This window comes from Peribacillus loiseleuriae, assembly GCF_001183985.1.
Taxonomy (GTDB): domain Bacteria; phylum Bacillota; class Bacilli; order Bacillales; family DSM-1321; genus Peribacillus; species Peribacillus loiseleuriae.
This window is the reverse complement of the sequence record NZ_LFZW01000001.1, coordinates 3833970-3858874: the sequence shown is the minus strand read 5'-3', so window position 1 is coordinate 3858874 and position 24905 is coordinate 3833970. Positions and strand designations below refer to the sequence as shown.

Sequence of the window (24905 nt, the reverse complement as noted above, 5' to 3'; positions counted from 1 at the left end):
AGAAGTTGAATGGAGAAAATCTGGGAAAACGAATACGTGTATACGACGGCTTATTATAGCGTTGTTATTTTATGTATTGTCTTATTTTTAGCCGTATTTGAGTTGGTAACCAAGTATAAAAACTGGGAAGAAATTAAAAATGGCAACATTTCTGTCGCGATGGCCACAGGCGGAAAAATATTTGGAATAGCTAACGTTTTTCGCCACTCCATTATGCACAACAATTCTTTATTGACGATGATTGGTTGGGGTGTTTACGGATTTGTTCTGCTTTTACTTGGCTATTTCATTTTCGAGTTTTTAACTCCAGGCTTTAAAATCGATGAAGAAATTGAAAATGACAATCGCGCAGTCGGGTTACTGGCGATGATTATTTCCATCGGCTTGTCCTTTGTCATTGGAGCAGGTATTTCATAAGCCTTAGGCAGAAGGGAAGAAGTTGAAATGTTGGAAAGACTTGCAAAAATCTTATTTATTTGTTGCGGAACCTTTCTTGTCATTGGAATTATTTATATGGTAGTGAGTGCAGGTTAACTTACATAAAGAAAGGGTCAGACCCCACATCTACTTTATACCGTTTAGAGAAGCGTAAATGACGTAATAAACGGTGTGAAGAGTGTGAGGTATGCCCCTTTTTTTTATAAATTTAATTTTACATTAATTTTGATATAAACATGGTGGCAATACCAAAGTAAATCAGTAACGATAGTATATCATTTAGTGTTGTAATTAATGGACCAGAAGCCACTGCAGGATCAATGTTAAATTTAAATAAGATGAGCGGAATAATGGTCCCAGCTAAAGTCCCAATAATAAGCGTCATCACCAATGAACTTCCAACCACTAATCCCAGAACTGGATTCCCTTGCCAAATAAAGGCGATAATCGAAATGAGTACTCCGCATGTAATGCCTATGATTAAACCAACGATCAGCTCTCTAAAAATAAGTTTGAAAACAACGCCTTTATCCGTATCAGTAGTAGCTAGACCTCTTACAACAACAGCTAAAGACTGGGTACCCGTATTTCCAGTCATGCCTGCAATCATCGGCATGAAGAAGGCTAGTGCAACTACTTTGGACAATGTTTCTTCAAAACTACTAATAATCGTTCCGGACACTAAACCGATAAATAAAAGCAAAATAAGCCAAGGGAGCCGGCGATACGCAGCAACATGTGCCTTCGTGTCAAAATCAATGGCTTTACCAGATGCCGAAAGTTTTTCAATATCTTCGTTTGCTTCCTTAATGACAACGTCAATAATATCATCGACGGTTACAATTCCTAATAACTCATGATTATTTTCTACAACAGGGATCGCTAAAAAATCGTAACGCTCTATAACACGAGCTACTTCTTCTTGATCAGCATCAGCTGAAACAGAGATCACTCGGCTGTACATAATATCTTGAATCTTTTCATATTCATCACTTATGATTAAATCTCGATAGGAGACAACCCCAACTAATTTTTTATCATGATCAATGACGTACAGATAATTAATTGTTTCCGAGAACTCTGCAAATATTTTAAGTTTATCAACTGATTCACGAACCGTATAGTGTTGCGGAATCCACACAAACCGGTTTGTCATGATTCGTCCCGCCGTTTCAGGAGGATAGTTCATGATATTTTGAACGATTTTCGATTCTTCTTGTTTCATACCGGAGAGAAGTTCTTCAATTTTATCAGGAGATAGGTTCTCTAACAATGAAGCTAAATCATCATTTTCCATTAAATCCATTACTTGACCTGATTTTTCAATGCCTAATTTAGTAAGAATTTTTAATTGATGTACTTTTTCAAGTTCTTGAATGAGTTCAGCGATTTGTTCCTTCGTTAGAAACAATAAGAATCGTGTATGATGTTTTTCTGGAAGACCCTCAAAAAATCGTGCAATATCATAAGGATGAAGTTCTTCTATTATTTCTTGAAATTCCCTCCTTTTTCCTTCTTTTAATACTTTTATGAATTGAAGCGTTAGTTGGTCTTCTGTCATGTCTTTTATCATCTTCGCCACTCCTTTTTTGAGGAGAAAAAATAGTCCCCCTAAAGCGTATAACAAAGGTAAGAAAAATGTTTTGAAATTCTTCTCTCATAATCTTTGTCTTTATTTGTTTTTTATGCTTTGAGTAAGGGTCTGAATCGCTATCCATTACTCCTCACCTCCCAATTAGCAAAGTGTAAGCACCTTGATCAGCAACGTTTGAGCTAGATACAACAACTTCGCTTAAGAAGTTTTGCTAATCCATAAATTAAAAACACCTTCATTACAAATGAAGGTGTTATACATGGCATATATGCGTAGATTGGCTGCATAATAAATACACTACAGACAATCTGTTCCTCCATTCGTAGAGCTTTAGCACTGTGTGGCATAGGGCAAAAGCCCAGCTACATTAAAAACCACCTTATGTCGATGGTTTCTGTTGACCCATTGGCGTCTTTCGACATTTTTGGGCAGTAGCATATCTCCAACACAGGAGCCTCACCTAACGAGGATATTTAGTTTGCAAATTCACTCTAAAGGAATATTTTTTAGAAGTCAATGTTTATATGAATAATACAATATATTACACCTAGTATCACGTCCTTATTTTTAGTCCTTATGAATAAAGATGTGGTTTAGCTTGTGAATGGAGTGGTGTACCTTTTATGTTGAATTGCCTGTTTTCTTCTTGATTATGAAAAACATCCACGCAATTTTCTAATCTACCTCATACGATGTACATTAGAAGAGTACTAGTATGTCCACCTTCTTTCGTATCATTATTTTATATTAGAAGGAATGGTCACCCATTGTCGGGTATATTATAATAAAAGACAATAATTTGAATTTTCTGTTTTTAGATAAAGGAGGAATTGGATGAATAATAAGCCTTGGCAAGATATGTATCCAGCTACTATTCCTACGTCGCTTGAATATACAGAAAAGCCACTGCACTCATTTTTACAGCAATCCGCAGAAGAATACTCCCATCAAACAGCGATTTCTTTTGAAGGAAAAGAGCTGACGTATAAGGAACTTTACGAATCGGCTCTTAAATTTGCCACTTATCTACGAGAGATTGGGCTCGAAAAGGGGGACCGGGTGGCCATTATGCTACCAAATAGCCCACAAGTTGTTATTGGTTTCTTTGGAACACTTATGGCTGGTGGAGTCGTTGTTCAAACGAACCCGCTTTATACGGAACGAGAGCTTGCCTATCAGCTGAACGATTCTGGAGCGACATTTATTTTAACACTAGACATTCTCTTTCCACGAGTTTCGAGCATTGCCCCAAAAACGGATCTTAAACACATCGTTGTAACCACCATCAAAGATTATTTGCCCTTCCCGAAAAATCTTATCTATCCATTTATTCAGAAAAAACAATACGGACTTGTTGTTAAAGTCGAGCATAGCGGCAACCATCATTTATTAAAAGAAATTATGAAAACAACGGTCCCAAAAGAATCGACCGTAGACATTGATTTTGACAATGACTTGGCACTTTTGCAATATACAGGAGGCACAACCGGTTTACCAAAGGGAGTCATGTTGACGCATAAAAATCTGCTTGCAAACACGGAAATGTGTAAAGCATGGATGTACAAAGGAAGACGAGGGAAAGAAAAGGTTCTCGGTATTATTCCTTTTTTTCATGTGTATGGGCTGACGACAGTCATGCTTTTGTCTGTTGTACAAGGCTATCAAATGATATTAATGCCCAATTTTAATGCTGAAAAAGCGCTTAAAACAATTCACAAAGAAAAGCCGACGGTGTTTCCAGGAGCACCAACCATTTATATCGGCTTATTGAACCATCCTGATATCGGAAAGTATGATTTATCTTCGATTGATGCATGTATTAGTGGATCAGCTGGTTTGCCAGTAGAAATCCAAGAGCAGTTCGAAAGGATTACAGGTGGAAAATTAGTAGAAGGCTATGGCTTATCAGAAACTTCTCCTGTCACACATGCCAATTTAATCTGGGATGAACCACGCGTTAAAGGTAGCATTGGACTGCCGTGGCCAGATACAGATGCTGCCATTCTTTCGTTGGAAACAGGAGAGCCTGTGCCAACAGGAGAAATCGGTGAAATTTCCATTAAAGGCCCTCAAGTGATGAAAGGCTATTGGAACCGTCCGGAAGAAACAGAAGCAACATTCAGAAATGGTTGGCTTCTTACAGGCGACCTTGGATATATGGATGAAAAGGGCTATTTTTATGTAGTCGACCGGAAAAAAGATGTCATCATTGCTGGTGGCTTTAATATTTATCCCCGGGAAATCGAAGAAGTATTATATGAGCATGAAGATATCCAAGAGCTTGTTGTGGCGGGTGTCCCTGATCCGTATCGTGGAGAAACCGTGAAGGCTTATATCGTCTTGAAAGAAGGAGCTTCAGTTACTGATGAGGAATTAGATGAATTCGCAAGAAAATATCTCGCGGCATACAAAGTGCCTCGCATATATGAAATCCGCAAAGAATTACCAAAAACAGCAGTAGGAAAAATTTTGCGCCGAGCCCTTATTGAGGAAGAAAAAAAGAAATGGAGTGAAGATGAACACAAGGAAGCCTAACGATTTGCTTCGGTTTAGCCAATGACACGTGTGCAAATATGAATGAAAAATCTAAGGGTCTAACCTCGCACTCAATAATCAGTGTCTCATGCGCTTATCTTGTTTGCGGGGTCTGACCTTTTCTGTGACTAAAATAAAAGCATGAGGCAGTGTTCAAATGAACATTTTTCCTTGACAGGTAGGGGCATTCACTCTAATATGAATGGTGATTCATTCATATGTTGAAAGGTAAGGAGAAGTTCAGTGAACCGAAATAGACCAAAGTACAAACAAATCATAGATGCTGCTGTTGTTGTAATTGCACAGAATGGCTATCATCAAGCACAAGTCTCAAAAATTGCTAAACAAGCGGGTGTAGCTGATGGTACAATCTACCTTTATTTTAAAAACAAAGAAGACATTTTAATTTCATTATTCTATGAAAAAATGGGCTATTTTGTGGAACAAATTGAAGACGAAATAAAGGAAACGATGAGTGCAGCGGAGAAGTTACTTGTAATGATTAGAAAACATTTTCAAATTCTTGCAAGTGATGCGAACTTGGCCATTGTCACCCAACTTGAATTACGGCAGTCCAATCTTGAACTCAGGGAGCGGATCAATGATGTGCTACGAGACTATTTAAAGATTGTTGACACAATCATCCTTGAAGGAAAAGAGAGTGGTGAGTTTCTTTCTAATTTGGATGTCAGACTAACAAGGCAGATGATTTTTGGAACGATTGATGAAACGGCAACAACTTGGATAATGAACAATCAAAAATATTCATTGCCAGAACTTGCGGAATCGGTCCATCAGCTGTTACTTGGCGGTTGTGGCTCTAAAATCTAGACGTTGGATAAGAGGAACGCGTATGAGACGTTTTAAAGAGTCCTCTTCTATATGTTTTTTACATAGTTAGTTATAATTTTTAAGGAGGGTGCGCTAATGGCGTTTTTAAACCATTCGATCGAAAATCATGTGGCACTTGTTACCATTCAAAGAGCTCCTGCTAACGCATTATCATCAAGTCTCATTAAGGAAATTTCTCAGCTGTTAGATGAGCTGGAAACGAATGAAGCAGTTCGTGTGGTGCTTCTACACGGAGAAGGAAGATTTTTCTCTGCGGGTGCTGATATAAAAGAGTTTACAACCGTAAGTAGCGGTGAAGCCTTCACGGAACTTTCCAGAAATGGCCAAGAAGTATTTGAGAAGATTGAACGATATCCCAAACCGGTTATTGCTGCCATTCACGGTGCAGCACTGGGTGGGGGGCTGGAGCTGGCGATGGCTTGCCATATTCGCTTAGTGACCGAAAATGCCAAGCTTGGCTTGCCAGAGCTACAGCTTGGACTCGTACCTGGCTTTGGTGGCACACAGCGTTTAACCCGTTATGTGGGAGTTGCAAAGGCTGCTGAAATGCTGTTCACTAGTGAAGCGATTACTGGTATAGAGGCTGTTCAATGCGGGTTGGCCAATCATGCTTATTCAGATGAAGAGCTTTTGTCTAAAGCAAAGGAATTGGCAGAGAAAGTTGCTGCGAAAAGCCCACTCGCCTTGAAAGCGGCGATTGATCTTTTAAACGATGCCAAGCCAGAGAGTTTTTATAAAGGCATTGAAAATGAAGCGAAAAGCTTTGGTACGATTTTTGTTTCTGAAGATGCTCAAGAAGGAATCAGCGCTTTTATTGAAAAAAGAGCGGCTGTTTTTAAAGGTAAGTAATGAATGTTTTCTAGTTACGTTTGTTCAAAAAGGCGGATAAAAGAGTCGCCGACTTTTTGAACAATGTCTAAAATAGTCTTAATTTTTAAAAAATAAAACTAGGAGGGATTCCCTTGAATATTTACGTATTACTGAAAAGAACGTTTGATACAGAAGAAAAAATTACATTAGTTAACGGAAAAATCAATGAAGACGGTGTTGAATTCATTATTAACCCGTATGATGAGTATGCGGTAGAAGAAGCAATCCAAGTACGTGATGCACAAGGTGGAGAAGTAACCGTTGTTACTGTTGCGAATGAATTCGCTGAAAAGCAGTTGCGTACAGCACTTGCCATGGGCGCTGATAAAGCGGTTTTAATCAATATTGAAGAGGATGTAGCATATGGCGATCCATTCACGACAGCAAAAATCATTAGTGAATATTTAAAAGATAAAGATGCGGATTTAATTATCGCTGGTAACGTAGCAATTGACGGCGGTTCAGGTCAAGTTGGACCGCGAGTTGCTGAGCTACTGAATATTCCTTATATTACAACCATTACTCAGCTTAAAATCGATGGTATAAATGTAAGCGTTACCCGTGATGTGGAAGGTGACGCAGAAATCATCGAAACGTCCTTACCATTATTAGTTACGGCTCAGCAAGGCTTGAATGAGCCGCGTTACCCATCTCTTCCTGGCATTATGAAAGCAAGGAAGAAACCGTTTGAAGAATTAGAATTGGATGATTTAGATATAGAAGAAGCCGATGTAGCAGCAAAAACCAAAACGATTGAAATCTTCCTTCCCTCTAAAAAAGAAGCAGGAAAAGTACTGAGCGGTGACATGAGTGAGCAAGTAAAAGAACTCGTACAACTACTACGCGCAGAAGCTAAAGTCATTTAGTTTTTTTAACAGCAATATCAAAATGTCCATCCCAATTCAAACAATCAATGGTTTACAGGAGGTTGATCATAATGGCTAGAAAGGTCCTTGTATTAGGTGAAGTGCGTGATGGTTTTTTAAGAAACGTATCATTCGAAGCAATCGGCGCAGCTATTTTGGCAGCAGATGGCGGTGAGGTAGTAGGCGTTATAGTAGGCGAAAGTATCCAATCATTCGGGGATGAATTGATTCAATATGGTGCGGACCGAGTTGTTACGGTCGAGGATGCAAAACTAGGTCAATATACATCTGATGGCTATGCACAAGCAATTCTTGCGGTTATTGATGCGGAAAAACCAGAAGGCATCATTTTTGGACATACAGCTCTTGGAAAAGACCTTGCGCCCAGAATTGCTGGGAAATTGAATTCCGGACTAATTTCTGATGTCACTTCTATTGAAGAAGCTGGCGGAAATCTAGTCTTCACTCGTCCAATCTATTCAGGCAAAGCGTTCGAGAAGAAAATTGTAACGGATGGAGTCATCTTTGCAACAATCCGTCCAAATAACATTGAACCGCTCAGAAAGGATGAAAGTCGTACTGGAGCTGTGTCATCGCTTCGTGTGGAGATTAAAGACCTTCGTGCCATTATTAAAGATGTGATAAGAAAGGCAACAGATGGCGTGGATCTTTCGGAAGCGAAAGTGGTCATTGCTGGTGGACGTGGAGTGAAAAGTGAAGAGGGCTTTAAGCCATTAAAGGAGCTTGCTCAGGTTCTTGGCGGGGCTGTTGGTGCTTCCCGAGGAGCATGTGATGCAAATTATTGCGAGTATTCCCTCCAAATTGGGCAAACAGGGAAAGTGGTCACACCTGACCTTTATATCGCATGCGGTATTTCAGGGGCGATCCAGCATTTAGCCGGAATGTCCAACTCTAAAGTGATTGTCGCGATCAACAAAGACCCTGAAGCAAACATCTTCAAGATTGCAGATTACGGCATTGTCGGCGATCTATTTGAAGTTGTGCCATTACTTATTGAAGAATGTAAGAAACTTAAAATAAACGCTTAAAGGGTCTGCTCCCCCTTATATTCAGTGTAAAAGCCCTTTACGAGTAATATAAACGATACATGATAGATGAGGGGTCTGCCCCCCACTCTTCGTTATAGACAGACATTTGCAATTGAAGCAGATGTCTTGATTTTTGCGATTAGATGATGCTATTTTAAGTATTAATACGAATCATATTGCGAAAAGATACGTAAGCTAAGGGTATCTTAGCAGTAAAGCAAAATAATAGTATGCACGCCATGATCAATGGTATACTGTTTTTTAGAAATATAGTATTTATTAGGAGGTATATATTATGGCAATTGTACACGCAACAGACCAAACATTTACGACTGATACAAACGAAGGCTTAGTTCTTGCAGATTTCTGGGCTCCATGGTGCGGACCTTGTAAAATGATCGCTCCTGTTCTAGAAGAGCTTGACGGCGAAATCGGTGACAAAGTGAAAATCGTAAAAGTGGACGTAGACGAAAACCAAGAGACGGCTGGTAAATTCGGCGTAATGAGCATCCCGACTTTAATCGTGTTAAAAGATGGAGAAGTCGTTGATAAAGTGGTTGGATTCCAACCGAAAGAAGCATTATCAGAACTTCTTGCAAAACACGTGTAATTCTTTTATATGTAAGAAACTTCAAGTCTTTGGCTTGGAGTTTTTTCTTTTAGTGCGTGTTCAAAAAGTAGGATAAATAGAGCCAAGAAGCGGACAGACAGAGCTTTCATGCCATTCGCAGGCTTTCTTACTGGACTTTTTGAACAACTTCTTTAATACATTATAAAATTTTTTTGACCCGGTTTGATGGGTTGGGAGGTTTGACATGCATCAGCGAATTAAGAACAAGCTTGCCCTTCTTCCTGATCAGCCCGGCTGTTACTTGATGAAGGACCGGCAAGGTACGATTATTTATGTTGGCAAAGCTAAGGTGCTGAAAAATCGGGTCCGTTCGTATTTTACCGGTACCCATGATGGAAAAACGCTTAGACTCGTCAATGAAATTGAAGACTTTGAATATATCGTTACATCATCAAATATTGAAGCACTCATCTTAGAATTAAACTTAATCAAGAAACATGATCCGAAATATAATATTATGCTGAAGGACGATAAAACGTATCCGTTCATCAAGCTGACGAATGAGCGTCATCCGCGCTTAATCATCACCAGAAAAGTGAAAAAAGATAATGGTAAGTATTTCGGTCCTTATCCGAATGTCATCGCGGCTAATGAAACGAAAAAGCTCCTTGACCGCATTTATCCGCTTAGAAAGTGTAATACATTGCCCGATCGCGTGTGCTTATACTATCATCTTGGTCAATGTCTCGCACCATGTGTGAAAGAAGTGCCACAGGAAAAATACAAAACGATGATGGGTGAAATTACGCGATTTTTAAATGGTGGCTATCAAGAAATTAAAAATGAGTTGTCTGATAAAATGCATGAGGCAGCTGAAGAACTTGATTTTGAACGGGCTAAGGAATATCGAGATCAAATCGCCCATATTGTCGTTACGATGGAAAAGCAAAAAATGATGTCCAATGATTATACAGATCGTGACGTATTTGGTTTTGCGTATGATAAAGGCTGGATGTGTGTACAAGTATTCTTTGTTCGTCAAGGTAAATTGATTGAACGTGACGTCTCGTTGTTTCCGATATACGATGAACCTGATCAAGAATTGCTAACATATCTGGGGCAATTTTATTCGAAGGTAAATCATTTCAAGCCAAAAGAAATTTTTCTACCTGAATCAGTAGATACACAATTAGCGGAGCAATTATTACAGGTTAAAATTCTTACTCCGAAAATTGGACAAAAGAAAGAATTACTCAATCTTGCTAGTAAAAATGCTAGCATTGCGCTGGGAGAAAAATTTGCTTTAATTGACCGGGATGAGGATCGCACGATTAAAGCAGTGGAGAGGCTTGGAGAACAGCTCGGCATTTATACACCGCACAGAATTGAAGCTTTCGATAATTCAAATATTCAAGGAACGAATCCTGTTTCTGCGCTCGTTGTCTTTATCGACGGAAAACCTGAAAAACGGGAATATCGTAAATACAAGATTAAAACGGTTAAAGGACCAGACGATTATGAGTCAATGCGTGAGGTGGTCCGTCGCCGCTACTCAAGAGTGTTGAAAGAAGGACTTCCGCTGCCAGATTTAATTATTATTGATGGTGGAAAAGGGCATGTTGAAGCAGTTCGAGATATTTTGGAAAATGAACTTGGTCTAGAAGTTCCACTCTCAGGCCTTGTAAAAGATGAAAAGCATCGTACATCTGAACTGATGATTGGCAATCCGCTTGAGATTATCCCACTTAACCGTAGTAGTCAGGAATTTTATCTGCTACAGCGGATTCAAGATGAGGTGCATCGTTTTGCCATTAGTTTTCACCGCCAGCTTCGAGGTAAAAATGCTTTTCAATCTTTGCTTGATGAGATTGAAGGCATCGGTGAGAAACGAAAAAAACAACTTCTGAAGCATTTTGGCTCAGTAAAGAAAATGCGTGAAGCAACGATAGAGGAAGTTCAGGCAGCGGGTATTCCACGACCAGTCGCCCAAGAGCTTGTAAAGAAATTGCAAGAATAATCTTGCTGTTCGAAATTGGGTGTGCTATACTACAACTAATTTTATACGACCTTTAACTTTTTAAAGTGTTGATAGAGGTGCGAGTTTCATTAGTAAAGACTTGGAGAAGGATGAGCTTCTGTGAAAAGTCTTGAAAGGGGAAGTCGCCGAAGCAATCAAGTCTCATAGCTTGATTTTGCTGGTCTGACATTGAATAAATGGCAGATTGTCAGAACAATTTTGTTCTGGAGGGCTATCTCACTGTGATTTTCGTATGTGTAGGATACGTTACCACAGCAATGAGATAATTCTCATTGCTTTTTTTGTTTTGAAAAAACAGCTGGAAAGGGTGTCACATAGTGGGATTAATTGTGCAGAAATTTGGCGGTACATCAGTAGGAAACATTGAAAAAATAAAACATATAGCAACTCGAGTAATAGAAGAAGCAGCTCAGGGGAATGAGGTTGTTGTCGTTGTGTCGGCAATGGGCAAAACGACTGATGAGCTCGTTAGGATGGCGAATGAAATCAGTAACACGCCAAGCAAACGGGAAATGGATATGCTTTTATCAACTGGAGAACAAGTAACCATTTCAATTCTTACGATGGCTTTACTTGAAAAAGGGTATGAAGCCGTTTCTTTTACAGGCTGGCAAGCTGGGATTCAAGCTGAATCGATTCATGGGAATGCAAGAATATTGGATATTGATACGAATCGGGTTTGTGAACAGCTTTCGGCAGGGAAAATTGTTGTTGTAGCGGGCTTCCAAGGAGTTGATACGAGCGGTGAAATTATGACATTAGGTCGCGGTGGTTCAGATACGACGGCTGTTGCATTAGCAGCTGCTTTAAAAGCAAAACGCTGTGATATCTATACAGATGTTACAGGTGTGTACACGACGGATCCTCGTTTTGTAAAGTCAGCAAGGAAATTACAATCGATTTCTTATGATGAAATGCTTGAATTAGCGAATCTTGGGGCAGGCGTCCTTCACCCACGAGCCGTAGAATTCGCGAAGAATTATGGAATACCGCTAGTCGTTCGATCAAGCATAGAACAGGAACAAGGAACAATCATTGAGGAGGAAGTCACGATGGAAGAGAATTTAATTGTTAGAGGGATTGCATTTGAAGATAGTATTACAAGAGTAAGCATTTTTGGACTGACTGGAAGGTTAACTTCATTATCTACCATTTTCACAACACTTGCTAGGCAGCACTTAAATGTAGACATCATTATCCAAAGCATAACAGATACTGGTACGACGAATTTAACATTCTCCATTAAAACGAAAGACGTAAGGGAAGTGTTAAATGTTTTAGAAAGCAATAAAAAAGAATTACAGTTTGAAAGAATTGAAACAGAAAGTGAATTAGCGAAAGTGAGCATCGTCGGTTCGGGAATGGTTTCTAATCCAGGAGTTGCGGCAGAAATGTTTGCGATTCTTGCAGATGCAGGCATCCAAGTGAAAATGGTCAGTACATCTGAAATCAAAGTTTCTACAGTTATCCCAGACAAAGATATGGTACAGGCTGTTGAAACCTTGCATGTGCAATTTCAGCTTGATGAAAGAATGGTAGTCAAAGCGTAAAAAATGAGTAGAGGATCGTTAAACCTATGCAAAGCATGGCCAAACGATCCTCTTTCTTATCCCGCATTAACGGAAAGTCAAGCCCCCTGATGGAAGTTTTACTTTATCTACTCAATCGGGTCTTTTAAATCTAATTTTACGAATAACATAACTCTACCAGCACGGCGTTTCGGTTCTTCGGCGCCTTCTGCTGCGAATTTTTTTTGCAAGCTGATTTGTTCAGCAAGAAATCCAGTCTCAAGTTGAAAGTGGCACTCTGTGTTCAAGTCAAACCGTCTTTCAACCATTATACCGGTTAATGCCATTTCAACTTCGTCTTTGGATTGCTTGACCAATGATAAGTTCCCCCAGCCGGCACTAGAGAAAAAGTTAATGATTTCATCTATGTTGTGAAGCGGAAATTTTCTTGCCAACTGTTTTCCAGCCCAGTATAGAACATGGGGAGAATCTTTGCCTAAAATATCATTTAAAAGTATTTCTCTAATTAACTCGTAGCCAAAAATCGGGATATGCATTTCGGTGTTGTCAGATAATTCTTGCAGAGCCTGAGCTTCTTTTTCCATTGTATTCCCCACTTTCTATACAACTATTATATACGTTTTGTGAGTTGAAGCATTAATTTTATAGGAAATTCTTAAATTAAATTGTTGGATAAATGACGATTTATGGGATTTTGCTTAGGTAAATAAGGAAAAAAAATTATTGAATGAGGAAATGTATTCCCTTTAAACTAGTACACTATTTCTATTTTAAAAAAGAAATCTTGTATCCGTTTTCTTGACGCAATTATTAGTCAGGGGTAAAATGGACATGTCAGATAATTGTTAATTTCTATACTAAATTTAGAAAATGCAGGGATAAGGGGGAAATGATTTTATCTTTGCGAGAGTTTTCACAAATTAAGGGGGGCACTTTGTGGCGCAAAATCGTGAGTTTGGGAATCGTAGGCTTCATTCACTTCTTGGGGTAGTTCCAATTGGACTGTTTTTAATCTTCCATTTAACAGTCAACTTTATGGCAACAAAAGGAGCAGAGACCTTCAATGCAGCGGTACATTTAATTGAATTTACGCCAATCAAGATTGTCGTTGAATTCGTGGTCATTTATTTACCGTTGATCTTCCATGCTGTTTATGGGATTTATATCGCTTTTACAGCAAAAAACAATCTAGGGAGATTTAGTTTTTTCCGTAATTGGATGTTCTTTTTACAAAGGATATCAGGAATTATAACGTTAATCTTTCTTATTTGGCATGTGTATACGACAAGAATTCAAGCGGCACTTGGCGCTGAGGTTAACTTTGACATGATGGCAACGATTTTTTCAAGCCCATTCATGATCGCTTTTTATATTGTAGGGCTTATTTCAACCGTTTTCCATTTCGCTAATGGACTTTGGTCATTTTCAGTAAGCTGGGGTTTGACTGTTTCACCTAAATCGCAAAAAATCATGACTTACATAACGTTAGTCGTATTCCTAGTCCTTAGCTATATTGGGGTACGTGCAATTTTTGCTTTCGTATAAGTGGTTAGAATAAATCAGAGCAAGCAAGCTTTGAACGGATATGAGGGAGTGAGCAATAATGGGTAAAGGTAAAATTATTGTCGTCGGTGGGGGTCTAGCAGGATTAATGGCTACGATTAAAGCGGCAGAGCATGGACAACAGGTAGATTTATTCTCTTTAGTTCCTGTTAAACGCTCTCACTCTGTTTGTGCTCAAGGTGGCATAAATGGAGCGGTAAATACAAAAGGTGAAGGGGACTCCCCATTGATTCACTTTGATGATACGGTTTATGGTGGAGATTTCTTAGCGAACCAGCCGCCGGTTAAAGCAATGTGTGAAGCGGCACCATCGATTATTCATATGTTCGACAGGATGGGTGTAATGTTCAACCGTACACCTGAAGGTTTACTAGATTTCCGTCGTTTCGGCGGAACACAGCATCACCGTACGGCATTTGCTGGGGCGACAACTGGCCAACAATTGCTTTACGCATTGGACGAACAAGTTCGTCGCTATGAGGTAGAAGGACTTGTTACGAAATATGAAGGCTGGGAATTCCTTGGGGCCGTCATTGATGAAGAACAAGTGGCGCGCGGGATTGTTGGGCAAGACTTAAAAACAATGGAAATCAAAGCGTTCCCAGGCGATGCAGTCATCATGGCAAGCGGTGGACCAGGTATCATCTTTGGTAAATCGACGAATTCGATGATTAATACGGGTTCAGCCGCCTCTATTGTTTATCAACAAGGCGCGATTTATTCAAATGGAGAATTCATTCAAATCCATCCAACTGCACTTCCTGGAGATGATAAACTTCGATTAATGTCAGAATCAGCTCGTGGAGAAGGCGGACGTGTATGGACGTATAAAGACGGGAAACCTTGGTATTTCTTAGAAGAGAAATATCCGGCATACGGAAATCTTGTTCCTCGTGATATTGCAACACGTGAGATTTTCGATGTGTGCGTAAATATGAAGCTCGGTATAAATGGCGAAAACATGGTTTACCTGGATCTTTCTCATAAAGATCCGAAAGAATTGGATATTAAACTTGGTGGCATCATTGAAATCTATGAAAAATTCATGGGTGAAGATCCACGTAAAGTTCCAATGAAAATCTTCCCTGCCGTTCACTATTCAATGGGCGGACTATGGGTAGATTATGATCAAATGACTAATATTAAAGGATTGTTTGCTGCCGGTGAGTGTGATTATTCACAGCATGGTGGTAACCGTCTAGGTGCGAACTCCCTTCTTTCTGCGATTTACGGTGGAATGGTAGCTGGACCTAATGCCGTTAAATATATTTCCGGTCTTGAGAAAACAAGTGAAACTCTACCATCTTCCTTGTTCGATGGCTACGTGAAGCAAGAGCAAGAAAAATGGGATGGCATTATGTCACTTGATGGAACAGAGAATGCATATGTTATCCACAAAGAACTTGGAGAATGGATGACGAACAACGTAACGGTTGTACGTCATAACGATCGATTACAAGCAACAGATGAGAAGATTGTCGAGTTAATGGAACGGTATAAAAACATCAATATCCTAGATACAGCAAAATGGAGCAACCAAGGGGCTTCTTTCACGAGACAACTACAAAACATGCTCCAGTTAGCTCGTGTTATTACGATAGGTGCTCTTAATCGTAACGAAAGCCGCGGCGCCCATTATAAACCGGACTTCCCGGAACGGAATGACGAAGAATTCATGAAAACGACAATGGCTAAGTTTACTGGCCCAGACTCAGCTCCTGAGTTCTATTACGAAGATATTGATGTTTCATTAATTGCGCCTCGTAAACGCGACTATACGACTACTCACTAAAAAGAGGGGGAGAAAAGCATGGCTGAGACAAAGACAAAAACAGTACGTTTTGAAATATCTAGACAAGATACTCCAGATTCAGCTCCATATACAGAGACCTTTGAATTAGACTATCGTCCAAATATGAACGTCATTTCTGCACTTATGGAAATCCGTCGTAACCCGGTAACTGTTGACGGAAAAACAACAACACCGATTGCTTGGGACATGAACTGTTTAGAAGAAGTTTGTGGCGCTTGTTCAATGGTGATCAATGGCAAGCCAAGACAGTCTTGTACAGCACTTATCGACCAATTAGAACAACCGATTCGCTTAAGCCCTATGCGCACATTCCCTGTAGTTCGCGACCTACAAGTGGATCGCAGCCGTATGTTTGATTCATTGAAAAAAGTAAAAGCATGGATCCCAATCGATGGAACGTACAATCTTGGACCAGGACCTCGTATGCCAGAAAAGAAACGTCAATGGGCATACGAACTTTCTAAATGTATGACTTGCGGTGTGTGTCTTGAAGCTTGCCCGAACGTAAACAGCTCTTCAAGCTTCATTGGGCCATCAGCACTTTCACAAGTACGTCTATTCAATGCGCATCCAACTGGCGAAATGAATCGTTCAGATCGTTTGAATGCGATTATGGGAGACGGGGGCCTTGCAAACTGTGGGAACTCACAAAACTGTGTACAATCTTGTCCGAAAGGTATCCCACTCACGACTTCAATCGCTGCCTTGAACCGTGACACAACTCTACAATCGTTCCGTAACTTCTTCGGAAGCGATCAAGTGTAATGAAGATTAGGCAAAAAGAACCCAATTTCGGGTTCTTTTTGCATTATAGTGAATGGAAAATGGCGAAGTCTGCCTTGAACCTTCATTTATGCGTCAAGCTTAGAAAATATGAATAAGGGTAAGTGGGAAATTTGGAATAATTTTAAATAAATATTAAAGCACCTAGCTCTTTTCAATAATATAGGTCAAATTCATTCCAAAGGGTTCTTTTTAAATAAAATGAATAAACATTCATAAAAAGGAGTGAGCGCAATGAGTAGAATACCTTATATTGATAATATGGAGGAGTGGGTTTCATCCTTTCATTTTAAACATCCTGTTAAAGTCCGTTTTTCGGAAACAGATATGTTTGGGCATTTAAACAATACCATTCCGTTTACGTATTTTGAAGAAGCAAGGATTGAATATTTTAAGAAGATTGGTTTTATGCAGATTTGGTTGCATGATGGAAGAGTTGAAATCCCTGTTGTCGCCGATCTACAATGTGATTTTCTCGAGCAATTGTTTTTTGATGATGAAATCGATGTTCACGTCAAGGTAGCACGAATCGGCAATTCATCCATAGATCTTCATTACATGGGGACGAAGGAAGGAGAGGTGTGCTTTACAGGTCGTGGCACGATCGTTCAAATTTCAAAGAAGACAGGTAAGTCAGTGGCATGGACGGAGGAAATGGAACAGAAGATGAGCGCGTTTTAGCAAGGGGCTTCAAGTCTAAATCATTTCTAACGAAAGGGTCAGACCCAGCATTCGCAATTTACAGTTCAAATTAAACATAAGTACTTCTACATACTATGTATAGAGTGCTAGGTAAGACCCTTATTTTTTTACATCAATCCGAATATTATCTAGATACATTTAAATTATGAATTGTTTTTCTGCCCTTTTTTGTTATGGGCATAAGAAACTTACTAAACTTTGTTTATACAGTTATTCATTAATTGGAGAAAGCACGATAGATTTTTCCATAAAGTAATTTGGAAAGACTTAAGAGATCCGTTTTAGGAAGCAATATCTTGTTTTGAGTATCTCGTTAATTTGTCGATAAAAGTTTTATTAAGCTAACTTTCTTTTCGCAGATTCTTTTTTCATCCATGGAATTACTTCACGATTGAACCAGTAAATGTCTCTAAGGTTCATTCCTCTTGGTGCTTGGGCAGATGCAGGATTAGTAAAGGTAGAAGTGGTGATAAATTCACTGAATACGCAACCATAATTACGTTTTGAACCATCTAATTCTCTAATTAAACTAACACTGATTTCCTTTTGTGAACGTATATAATGTTTAATCTGTACGGCTGTCTTTCCATCTTGAGGATGATAGTAGATCAAATCAATTCCTCCGTCTGCTCCCTGTTTTGTTAATTCAGGTTTATACCCTTTACTCTTATAATAAAGAAAACATAACCTTTCAACTTCACGCCATGACATTTCGTCAAGGCCCATTTTTAATATTTCATGATCCGTTCTTAATCGGTTGTGAGCGGCTTTTTTGTCTATTCTTTGGTTTTTTCTTGGTTGTTTCTGTTTTTTCTTTTTTATTGATACTGGTAATAATTGATCCATAATGATAGACGAAATCGTAGGGAGGATGAAAATAAGTATGTAATAATAAATGTCTGCTCTATTCAATAAAAGAATAGTTAAAGTAATAAATCCAACTATTAATCTAACGAGTTGAAGGATGCTGTTTCTCTGCTTCTTATTCATGAATTTCTCTCCTGTTCTAATTATCATTTCACAATAAACCATATGACTTTAGATATCTAGCTCTTCATCATTTAACTACACTCCGCTTCCTAAGATTAACTAATTTGAGAGAATGTGTTCGTGAAATTAAAGATTTTAAAGCAACTTTCAATTTTAGTCAATATAGGTAAACACAACCAAAAAAGCAAGTCCAGTATCATTACTCGTAATTTGCATTTGCAGACACCGATTCACTTCATAAAGAATAAGATACTTTGATTTCTTGAAACAACTATGAAGAATGAAGTTTTGGTGCCAACTGATTCAAAAGAGCCCAATATATCTGTTTTATTAGCCTCAGTAACGAAAGAGGTTTGTGGGTTCTAAAGTACAGATTTGGATCAACAAAAGACCCATGGTCAAGTCCATTTTAGACAGATTAAAAATCAATAATTAGGTCAAATAAAAAATACAAAAGAAAATCACTATTCATGCCTTGAAACAGTCACTCTCTTCCCTTTCTTGTCATACTATAACTTGACTAAATAGACACCCACCCCGGGTTTTTATGCTGGTGAAGGCAAGGAGGGTTACAACACTTGAAGGAGAACGAATTCACTCATAAGCCATTACTCACCAAAAGAGAAAAAGAAGTATTCGAATTATTAGTTCAAGATAAGACAACGAAAGAAATCGCAGGTGAATTGTTTATTAGCGAAAAAACAGTTCGAAACCACATCTCAAATGCGATGCAAAAGCTTGGAGTCAAAGGGCGTTCCCAAGCAGTCATTGAACTCCTTCGTATGGGAGAGTTGAAGCTCTAACACATTCTCGATTTCATACGGAGTTGATTGATAGAAGCTTAAAGATCACCATTTTTCAAATTGTTAGCAGCGATATTTCTAGCACAATAATGAATGATTACATTCAAGAAGGTGCTCGTTATTGCTGTTAATTTTTTGTGTGAAGGACATGGGGACGGGGCTTCGCAACTTACTAAAATAGACAATCTACTTTACAAAAATATTTACTTTATAAAAAAAGTATTTCAAAACCGGCTCCGCACCGCCACCATTGTGATTAGGCGAGTGTAGTGTGCTTAATAATAGGTTTTTACTGGTAAATGGTGGCGTTTTAACGCCATATTTGTTTTGTATGTAAAGAATGGTTCTTGAAATTTCCCGATATTTCATAGACAATAAAGATAATAATGTTTTTTATAAGTGGTTGGGAGTTGTGAGAAATGGATGAAGTAACGCATGTGGAGCATGTGGCGAAAATTGAAAAAGAGCTGCGTTATATTTCGGGTCTGATTAAGCAAAAGGGCCGGGAAATGTTACATAATTATAAAATTACGCCTCCACAATTTATTGCTCTTCAATGGCTGTCAGAAGAAGGCGATATGACAATAGGAGAGCTCTCTTCTAAGATGTATTTGGCTTTCAGCACAACGACAGATTTGATTGACCGCATGGAAAGAAACAAGCTTGTCCAACGTGTGAAGGATGAGAAAGATCGTCGAGTGGTAAGAATTCACCTATTAGAAGAAGGAAAAAGGATAATAGATGAGGTAATTAAGAAGCGTCAAGTGTATCTTCAAGACGTATTAGTGAATTTTTCAAGTGAAGAAATCATCACACTGAAAGAAAATTTAATAAAATTACATCAAGAAATGCGATAAGAATGAGGCGAGAGGTTTGAAACGACCAATAGGTATAATGGATTCAGGAGTCGGCGGCTTAACGGTAGCAAAAGAGGTTATGCGTCAGCTGCCTAATGAGAATATAGTATACATCGGGGATACGGCGAGATGCCCGTATGGTCCGCGCCCAATGGAAGATGTGAAAACCTTCACTTGGCAGATGACGCGTTATCTTTTGAAATACGATATGAAAATGCTGATTATTGCATGTAATACGGCTACAGCAGCTGCTCTTGAAGAAATTAGTTCAGAGCTACCGATTCCGGTACTCGGTGTTATCTACCCGGGTGCCCGTGCAGCATTAAAGGTTTCCTTGAATTTACATATCGGTATCATTGGGACAAATGGTACTGTTACGAGTAAGGCGTATGATCAAGCGCTTGCGATGATTAATAATCGAGTGAAAGTTGACAGCCTTGCTTGTCCGAAGTTCGTTCCAATCGTGGAGAGCGGAGCGTTTCATGGTCCAATTGTTAGAAAAGTAATTGCTGAAACGCTACAGCCCTTAAAAAAAACGAATATAGATACGCTCGTTCTAGGCTGTACCCATTATCCATTACTGGGGCCGGAAATTAGTCGGTTCATGGGAAGGAATATTAAAGTCATTTCATCTGGTGAAGAGACGGCGCGTGAAGCAAGCGTCATTCTACAACATGATAATCTATTGAATATAAGCAAAGAAGCACCCAAACACCAATTTTTCGTGACTGGCTCTAAGGAAATATTCCAAAGCATTGCCTATAATTGGATTGGTGAAAAGATAGGGACTGTTCAAACGGTGAAAATTGATTAATCGATGGCCCGAAAACGAAGGGTTACTTGGTAATGACAATGGTTCAGTTTTAAATATGATTGATTTTTAGGAGGTAGACTGTTAAGTAGTCGCCTTCTATTTTTTTTGAAAAAAATGGTCTATAAATTCCCATGGCTCGTATAAATAGTAGTACAAACTGTCCTGGGAGGGATGTCCATGTCTAACGTAACAAAAATATCAGTTGTCGCAACAGTTCTGGCTTCGTCGCTTTTTTTAGGTGGTTGCGGCCTGTTTGGTGAAAAAGAAAAAGTAAGTATTGATCCGCCAGAAGGAGTGACACTAGTAGATGATGAAGCGGGGTTAAAAGAAGTGAATGGTAAGGAAGCAACGAAAACTGACAGTAAAAAAGAAGCAACAAAAACAATCAAAACTGAATTGTATTTGATTGATAAAAGCGGGTTTGTCGTACCGCAAACGTTGGAACTTCCTTCTAATACAGCAGTTGCTCAGCAAGCGCTGACATATTTAGTCGCAAACGGACCAGTGTCTGAGATACTTCCAAACGGCTTCAGGGCGGTAATACCTGCAGATACACATGTAAGTGTTGATATTAAAGAAGGTGTAGCAACCGCTGATTTTTCCAAGGAATTTGCTACATATCAAAAAGAGGATGAACTAAAAATTCTCCAAGCCATCACTTACACATTAACCCAATTCGATACGGTTGATAAAGTAGTATTAAAATTGAATGGCACGGAAATGAAAGAAATGCCGGTTAACAAAACACCGATTGCAGACGGATTGAATCGTTCAGTAGGTATTAACTTCGATTTATCTAATGTTACGGATGTTTCTAATACGACGCCGCTTACTGTGTATTATATTGGCGGTGATGAGGGTAGCTACTATTATGTTCCTGTGACGAAAAGGGTCAATGAATCGAATACCGACACGATTACGGCAGCTGTCAATGAGCTTGTAAAAGGACCGGGATTTGCATCAAGCCTGCTTTCAGGTTTCATGAATGATGTTGCCTTAATTGATAAACCGAAAAACGAAGATGGAAAAGTTACCTTGAATTTCAATGAAAATATTCTAGGCAGTTTCAAAGAAAGAAAGATTTCGAAAGAGGCTCTTGATGCACTCGTTCTTTCATTAACAGAACAAAACGATATTAAAAGTGTGGAAGTGCTTGTACAAGGAAAAGGCGGCTTGATGGATGAAGAGGGTAAAGCAATAACTGAACCTGTAAGCCGTCCTGCAAAAGTAAACACGGGTAGTTTTTAATAGAAAGATATACAATGAAGGGCTGCTTATGGCAGACCTTTTTTTCATTTGTGATAAAATTTGTATCGCGATAGTCCATTAAATATTAGGGTTTTTGCGATAGTGGAAATTGTGTTAGACTTTAGTTAATAGCGAAAAAGAGGATTACTAAAGCCACGCTAGATGCAAAAGCCAACCGCGTTTTAAAAAATCTTACATGGACTCAGGAGTGATATAGTATGAAAACGGTCATTATTGCAACGAAAAATAAAGGAAAAGCAAAAGAATTTGAAAGTTTGTTTCATTCAAGAGGGTTTCAAGTTCAGACTCTGCTCGATTTCGAAGATGCACTAGATGTCGAGGAAACAGGGACAACCTTTGAAGAAAATGCTATTTTAAAAGCAGAAGCCATTAGTAAAATGCTTGGGAAGTTTGTGATAGGTGACGATTCCGGCCTCATCGTAGATGCACTTGATGGCAGGCCCGGCGTGTATTCAGCGCGCTACGCTGGTGAGGCAAAGAGCGATTCGGCTAATACAGAGAAGGTTCTTCAAGAATTAAAGGATGTTCCAGAAGAAAAGAGAACAGCAAGATTTTATTGTGCACTCGCACTTGCATCTCCGAATCAAGAAACAATCACAGTGTCTGGTTCTGTGGAAGGACGAATCACAAATGAACCAAAGGGTACGAATGGTTTTGGCTATGATCCTGTTTTTTATGTGGGGGAAAAAGGGAAAACAATGGCTGAGCTCAAAAGTAACGAGAAAAATGAAATCAGTCACCGCGCCAATGCCCTTCATGCACTAGAAGAAAAATTAGATGCTTTTCTTGAAAGGGAAGCGACTCAATTATGAAAGTAGGGATTATGAGCGATAGCCATGGTCTAACGTCAGAGGTTGAAAAAATAAAAGAACGTCACCAAGCAGAAGTCGATGTATTCATCCATTGTGGTGATTCTGAGTTAGAGAAAGCGGATTCAATTATGGAAGGGTTATTAGCGGTTAGAGGGAACTGTGATTATGACGCTGACTACCCAGATTATGTTGTAGAAACAATCGGTGACTCGCGCTTTTTGGTCACCCATGGTCATTTGTATAATGTGAAAATGACAGTCATGAATCTTTCCTATAAAGCAGAGGAAGAGCAAGCGGACATCATTTGCTTCGGTCACTCACACATCGCCGGTTCTGAAATGATTGACGGAAGACTATATATTAACCCAGGAAGCATACGTCTTCCAAGAAACCGTAAAGAAAAAACGTATGCCATCCTAGAGCTTCATCAAAAAGAAGCAACAATCCAATTCTATGATGACTGTGGGAATTTAGTAAAAAACTTAAGGAATACTTACACATTTAACTGAGACCAAGAATAATGAAGCTGTCTCAAAAGGGTCTGATCTTAACTCTATATACCGGATACTGTGTCATGTACATGTAATATAAACGTTATTTAGTAGTTGTTGGTCTAATCTTTTCGCTATGAGACAGCTTCATTCATATTGTGGTTGAAATAAATCAATAACAAGTGTTGACTATCTGACGCATACATACTATAATAAATCTTGTCATTACATATCATGTCCCAGTAGCTCAGCTGGATAGAGCAACGCCCTTCTAAGGCGTCGGTCGGGAGTTCGAATCTCTCCTGGGACGTTAATTGAAAAAAGGCTGTTATATTGAGGTTTTTAAGATTAGAAATAATCTTAAGTGACCGATGTATAGCAGTCTTTTTCTGTTTTACTTTTTGACATTTAAAAAAAGGGTATTGGCGAATAAATGGGTCTGTCAATTATAAGCTCTTCTATATTATTTTCAGAAGAAAAACACCTCAACCTTAGGGATGGTGAGAGTGTTGTTGAAGAAATCGACATGACCCATTAGAAGAAGTTTCTATATTTGATTCATTTGATAGACTGCGAAAACCCTATAGGGTCCGCTTCTTATTTCTTGTCATTTCAAAGATGTAACGGCAAACTCATCATTAGTATGATCGAAATAGAGTCAAGCTTACTTAGCGTTCAAGACCTATTAACCTAGAGTAGTTCCAGTCGTAGAACCGGGAATTATTTGGTTTCCAGTAACTTGGATTTGTTGAACTTGTAATACTTTTAATGTGAGGTCCATGACAATTTTTTCACGCAAAGTGCTAAACGCTTGTTCAGGTTCTACCATAGTTGGCGAGAAATCAAGTTCAAAGAAGTTGGCACGTACTAACTCGCCATAAGGTTGTTCATTATAGTTCACAAGGTTCTGGAAGAAATATTTATCCAAACGTGGAGCTACTTGATTTGCTTCATTTAGGAACATAGCTGAGTTAGCTGAAGAACCAGCAAGAATTGGGAATAAGATAAAGTCCGCTGCTGTAAGATCTGCGAACCCGGAAAACGGAACATCTGCAATTCGATCAAATAAGTTTCCGTTACATTCGGTTGAAGCATATTCAATATTTTTACGAATGAATCCAGAAACAAATAATTTAGCTCTTGTTACGTTGAAGAAGTTAGTACCGGCAATTGGAGCAAATTCAACAGGCACAAGTTTGACTTGACTTAGAAATGCATTCTTATGAACTCTTTTAATTTCCGTTGCTGCTGGCGAAAGTGAAATATCCGCCTCTACAACAATTTGTAATGTTCTTTCTGCTACTACAACCGGAATTTTAATAGTTGGAGTACTTGCTACACTAACGAGTGGTGTTGCTTGATCGCTTAATGGAATTTGTTCTGTCGAAGTTACTGGACAAGGTGGGTTAACTTGTTGTAAAGGTTGATTATTGAGGTTATCGCTCATAAAGTAATCTCTCCCTAATATTTGCTAATTTTTACTACCATACGAAATTACTATATTCAGCATTTTATTTTTAGCATGGGTAATGTGAGTAGGGACTTGGCCTTTTTTATTTGATGGCTTTGATTTTTTACAATGGGTAAAGATGTTCAGGCTTTAAATGCCGTTGGGCTTGGGTGAATATCTCCTTTTCGGGAGCTAACCATACGGCTATACGTTTCT

23 protein-coding genes, 1 tRNA gene and 2 riboswitches are annotated in these 24905 nt (G+C 38.9%); of the genes, 20 read left to right on the top strand and 4 right to left on the bottom strand.

The features are described from left to right. Positions 1-9 precede the first annotated feature (9 nt). Positions 10-417: a DUF350 domain-containing protein gene (locus tag AC625_RS17860; RefSeq protein ID WP_049682520.1), complete on the top strand. Its 408-nt coding sequence runs from the start codon at positions 10-12 to the stop codon at positions 415-417. Positions 418-652: 235 nt separating this feature from the next. On the opposite strand, the gene mgtE is transcribed toward AC625_RS17860, so the two are convergent. Further along, positions 653-2011 carry a magnesium transporter gene (gene mgtE, locus AC625_RS17855; protein WP_049682519.1) on the bottom strand — a complete coding sequence of 453 codons (1359 nt, stop codon included), beginning with the start codon at positions 2009-2011 and terminating at the stop codon, positions 653-655. A 328-nt stretch (positions 2012-2339) separates the two neighbouring features. Next, positions 2340-2507: riboswitch (M-box (ykoK) riboswitch) on the bottom strand. 359 nt (positions 2508-2866) lie between these two features. Between mgtE and AC625_RS17850 the strand changes: the two genes are divergently transcribed. The 8 genes from AC625_RS17850 to AC625_RS17815 all read left to right on the top strand — a co-directional run bounded on the left by AC625_RS17850 (position 2867) and on the right by AC625_RS17815 (position 12363). Further along, entirely contained in the window at positions 2867-4567 is a 1701-nt protein-coding gene (locus tag AC625_RS17850; RefSeq protein ID WP_049682518.1) for a long-chain-fatty-acid--CoA ligase, read from the top strand. A 243-nt stretch (positions 4568-4810) separates the two neighbouring features. Beyond that, positions 4811-5398 (top strand): fatty acid metabolism transcriptional regulator FadR, encoded by a 588-nt coding sequence (locus tag AC625_RS17845; protein WP_049682517.1) that lies wholly within the window; start codon positions 4811-4813, stop codon positions 5396-5398. Between the two features lie 96 nt (positions 5399-5494). Continuing rightward, positions 5495-6268 carry an enoyl-CoA hydratase gene (locus AC625_RS17840; RefSeq protein WP_049682516.1) on the top strand — a complete coding sequence of 258 codons (774 nt, stop codon included), beginning with the start codon at positions 5495-5497 and terminating at the stop codon, positions 6266-6268. A gap of 113 nt (positions 6269-6381) precedes the next feature. Further along, the gene (locus AC625_RS17835; RefSeq protein ID WP_049682515.1) at positions 6382-7155 is read left to right on the top strand and encodes an electron transfer flavoprotein subunit beta/FixA family protein; all 774 of its coding nucleotides are present in this window, start codon (positions 6382-6384) and stop codon (positions 7153-7155) included. Positions 7156-7226: 71 nt separating this feature from the next. Further along, positions 7227-8204 carry an electron transfer flavoprotein subunit alpha/FixB family protein gene (locus AC625_RS17830; protein ID WP_049682514.1) on the top strand — a complete coding sequence of 326 codons (978 nt, stop codon included), beginning with the start codon at positions 7227-7229 and terminating at the stop codon, positions 8202-8204. A 295-nt stretch (positions 8205-8499) separates the two neighbouring features. Further along, positions 8500-8814, top strand: a complete 315-nt coding sequence (gene trxA, locus AC625_RS17825) for a thioredoxin (protein WP_049682513.1) — start codon at positions 8500-8502, stop codon at positions 8812-8814. 205 nt (positions 8815-9019) lie between these two features. After that, positions 9020-10792 carry an excinuclease ABC subunit UvrC gene (gene uvrC, locus AC625_RS17820; protein ID WP_049682512.1) on the top strand — a complete coding sequence of 591 codons (1773 nt, stop codon included), beginning with the start codon at positions 9020-9022 and terminating at the stop codon, positions 10790-10792. Positions 10793-10856: 64 nt separating this feature from the next. Continuing rightward, positions 10857-11035: riboswitch (Lysine riboswitch) on the top strand. Between the two features lie 95 nt (positions 11036-11130). Further along, positions 11131-12363 carry an aspartate kinase gene (locus AC625_RS17815; protein WP_049682511.1) on the top strand — a complete coding sequence of 411 codons (1233 nt, stop codon included), beginning with the start codon at positions 11131-11133 and terminating at the stop codon, positions 12361-12363. Positions 12364-12470: 107 nt separating this feature from the next. On the opposite strand, the gene AC625_RS17810 is transcribed toward AC625_RS17815, so the two are convergent. Then, on the bottom strand, positions 12471-12926 hold the full coding sequence (locus AC625_RS17810) for a YslB family protein (RefSeq protein ID WP_049682510.1): 456 nt from the start codon (positions 12924-12926) through the stop codon (positions 12471-12473). Between the two features lie 352 nt (positions 12927-13278). Between AC625_RS17810 and AC625_RS17805 the strand changes: the two genes are divergently transcribed. The 4 genes from AC625_RS17805 (at position 13279) to AC625_RS17790 (ending at position 17182) form a co-directional block, all read left to right on the top strand. After that, a complete protein-coding gene (locus tag AC625_RS17805; RefSeq protein ID WP_049682509.1) occupies positions 13279-13887 on the top strand; it encodes a succinate dehydrogenase cytochrome b558 subunit in 609 nt (202 codons plus the stop codon). A 58-nt stretch (positions 13888-13945) separates the two neighbouring features. After that, positions 13946-15697, top strand: a complete 1752-nt coding sequence (gene sdhA, locus AC625_RS17800; RefSeq protein ID WP_049682508.1) for a succinate dehydrogenase flavoprotein subunit — start codon at positions 13946-13948, stop codon at positions 15695-15697. Between the two features lie 18 nt (positions 15698-15715). Next, complete coding sequence (gene sdhB, locus AC625_RS17795) at positions 15716-16483, top strand: succinate dehydrogenase iron-sulfur subunit (protein ID WP_049682507.1); 768 nt, start codon at positions 15716-15718, stop codon at positions 16481-16483. Positions 16484-16735: 252 nt separating this feature from the next. Further along, the gene (locus AC625_RS17790; protein ID WP_049682506.1) at positions 16736-17182 is read left to right on the top strand and encodes an acyl-CoA thioesterase; all 447 of its coding nucleotides are present in this window, start codon (positions 16736-16738) and stop codon (positions 17180-17182) included. Between the two features lie 357 nt (positions 17183-17539). Here the strand turns inward: AC625_RS17790 and AC625_RS17785 are convergent, their stop codons facing one another. Beyond that, positions 17540-18193, bottom strand: coding sequence for a restriction endonuclease (locus AC625_RS17785; protein ID WP_053178138.1), 654 nt, complete (start codon positions 18191-18193; stop codon positions 17540-17542). 578 nt (positions 18194-18771) lie between these two features. Between AC625_RS17785 and AC625_RS17780 the strand changes: the two genes are divergently transcribed. The 7 genes from AC625_RS17780 (at position 18772) to AC625_RS17750 (ending at position 23549) form a co-directional block, all read left to right on the top strand. Next, positions 18772-18996 carry a helix-turn-helix domain-containing protein gene (locus AC625_RS17780; RefSeq protein ID WP_028392149.1) on the top strand — a complete coding sequence of 75 codons (225 nt, stop codon included), beginning with the start codon at positions 18772-18774 and terminating at the stop codon, positions 18994-18996. Between the two features lie 419 nt (positions 18997-19415). Further along, positions 19416-19853 (top strand): MarR family winged helix-turn-helix transcriptional regulator, encoded by a 438-nt coding sequence (locus AC625_RS17775; RefSeq protein WP_049682505.1) that lies wholly within the window; start codon positions 19416-19418, stop codon positions 19851-19853. Between the two features lie 16 nt (positions 19854-19869). Further along, positions 19870-20667, top strand: a complete 798-nt coding sequence (racE, locus tag AC625_RS17770) for a glutamate racemase (RefSeq protein WP_049682504.1) — start codon at positions 19870-19872, stop codon at positions 20665-20667. Between the two features lie 177 nt (positions 20668-20844). Next, a complete protein-coding gene (locus AC625_RS17765; RefSeq protein ID WP_049682503.1) occupies positions 20845-21915 on the top strand; it encodes a GerMN domain-containing protein in 1071 nt (356 codons plus the stop codon). Positions 21916-22133: 218 nt separating this feature from the next. Further along, positions 22134-22748, top strand: coding sequence for an XTP/dITP diphosphatase (locus AC625_RS17760; protein ID WP_049682502.1), 615 nt, complete (start codon positions 22134-22136; stop codon positions 22746-22748). Beyond that, a complete protein-coding gene (locus tag AC625_RS17755) occupies positions 22745-23257 on the top strand; it encodes a metallophosphoesterase (RefSeq protein WP_049682501.1) in 513 nt (170 codons plus the stop codon). The genes AC625_RS17760 and AC625_RS17755 overlap by 4 nt, the downstream gene beginning before the upstream one ends. A gap of 218 nt (positions 23258-23475) precedes the next feature. Further along, a tRNA-Arg gene (locus AC625_RS17750) sits at positions 23476-23549 on the top strand. Positions 23550-23924: 375 nt separating this feature from the next. On the opposite strand, the gene AC625_RS17745 is transcribed toward AC625_RS17750, so the two are convergent. Continuing rightward, positions 23925-24686 (bottom strand): CsxC family protein, encoded by a 762-nt coding sequence (locus AC625_RS17745; protein WP_049682500.1) that lies wholly within the window; start codon positions 24684-24686, stop codon positions 23925-23927. Between the last annotated feature and the right edge of the window lie 219 nt (positions 24687-24905).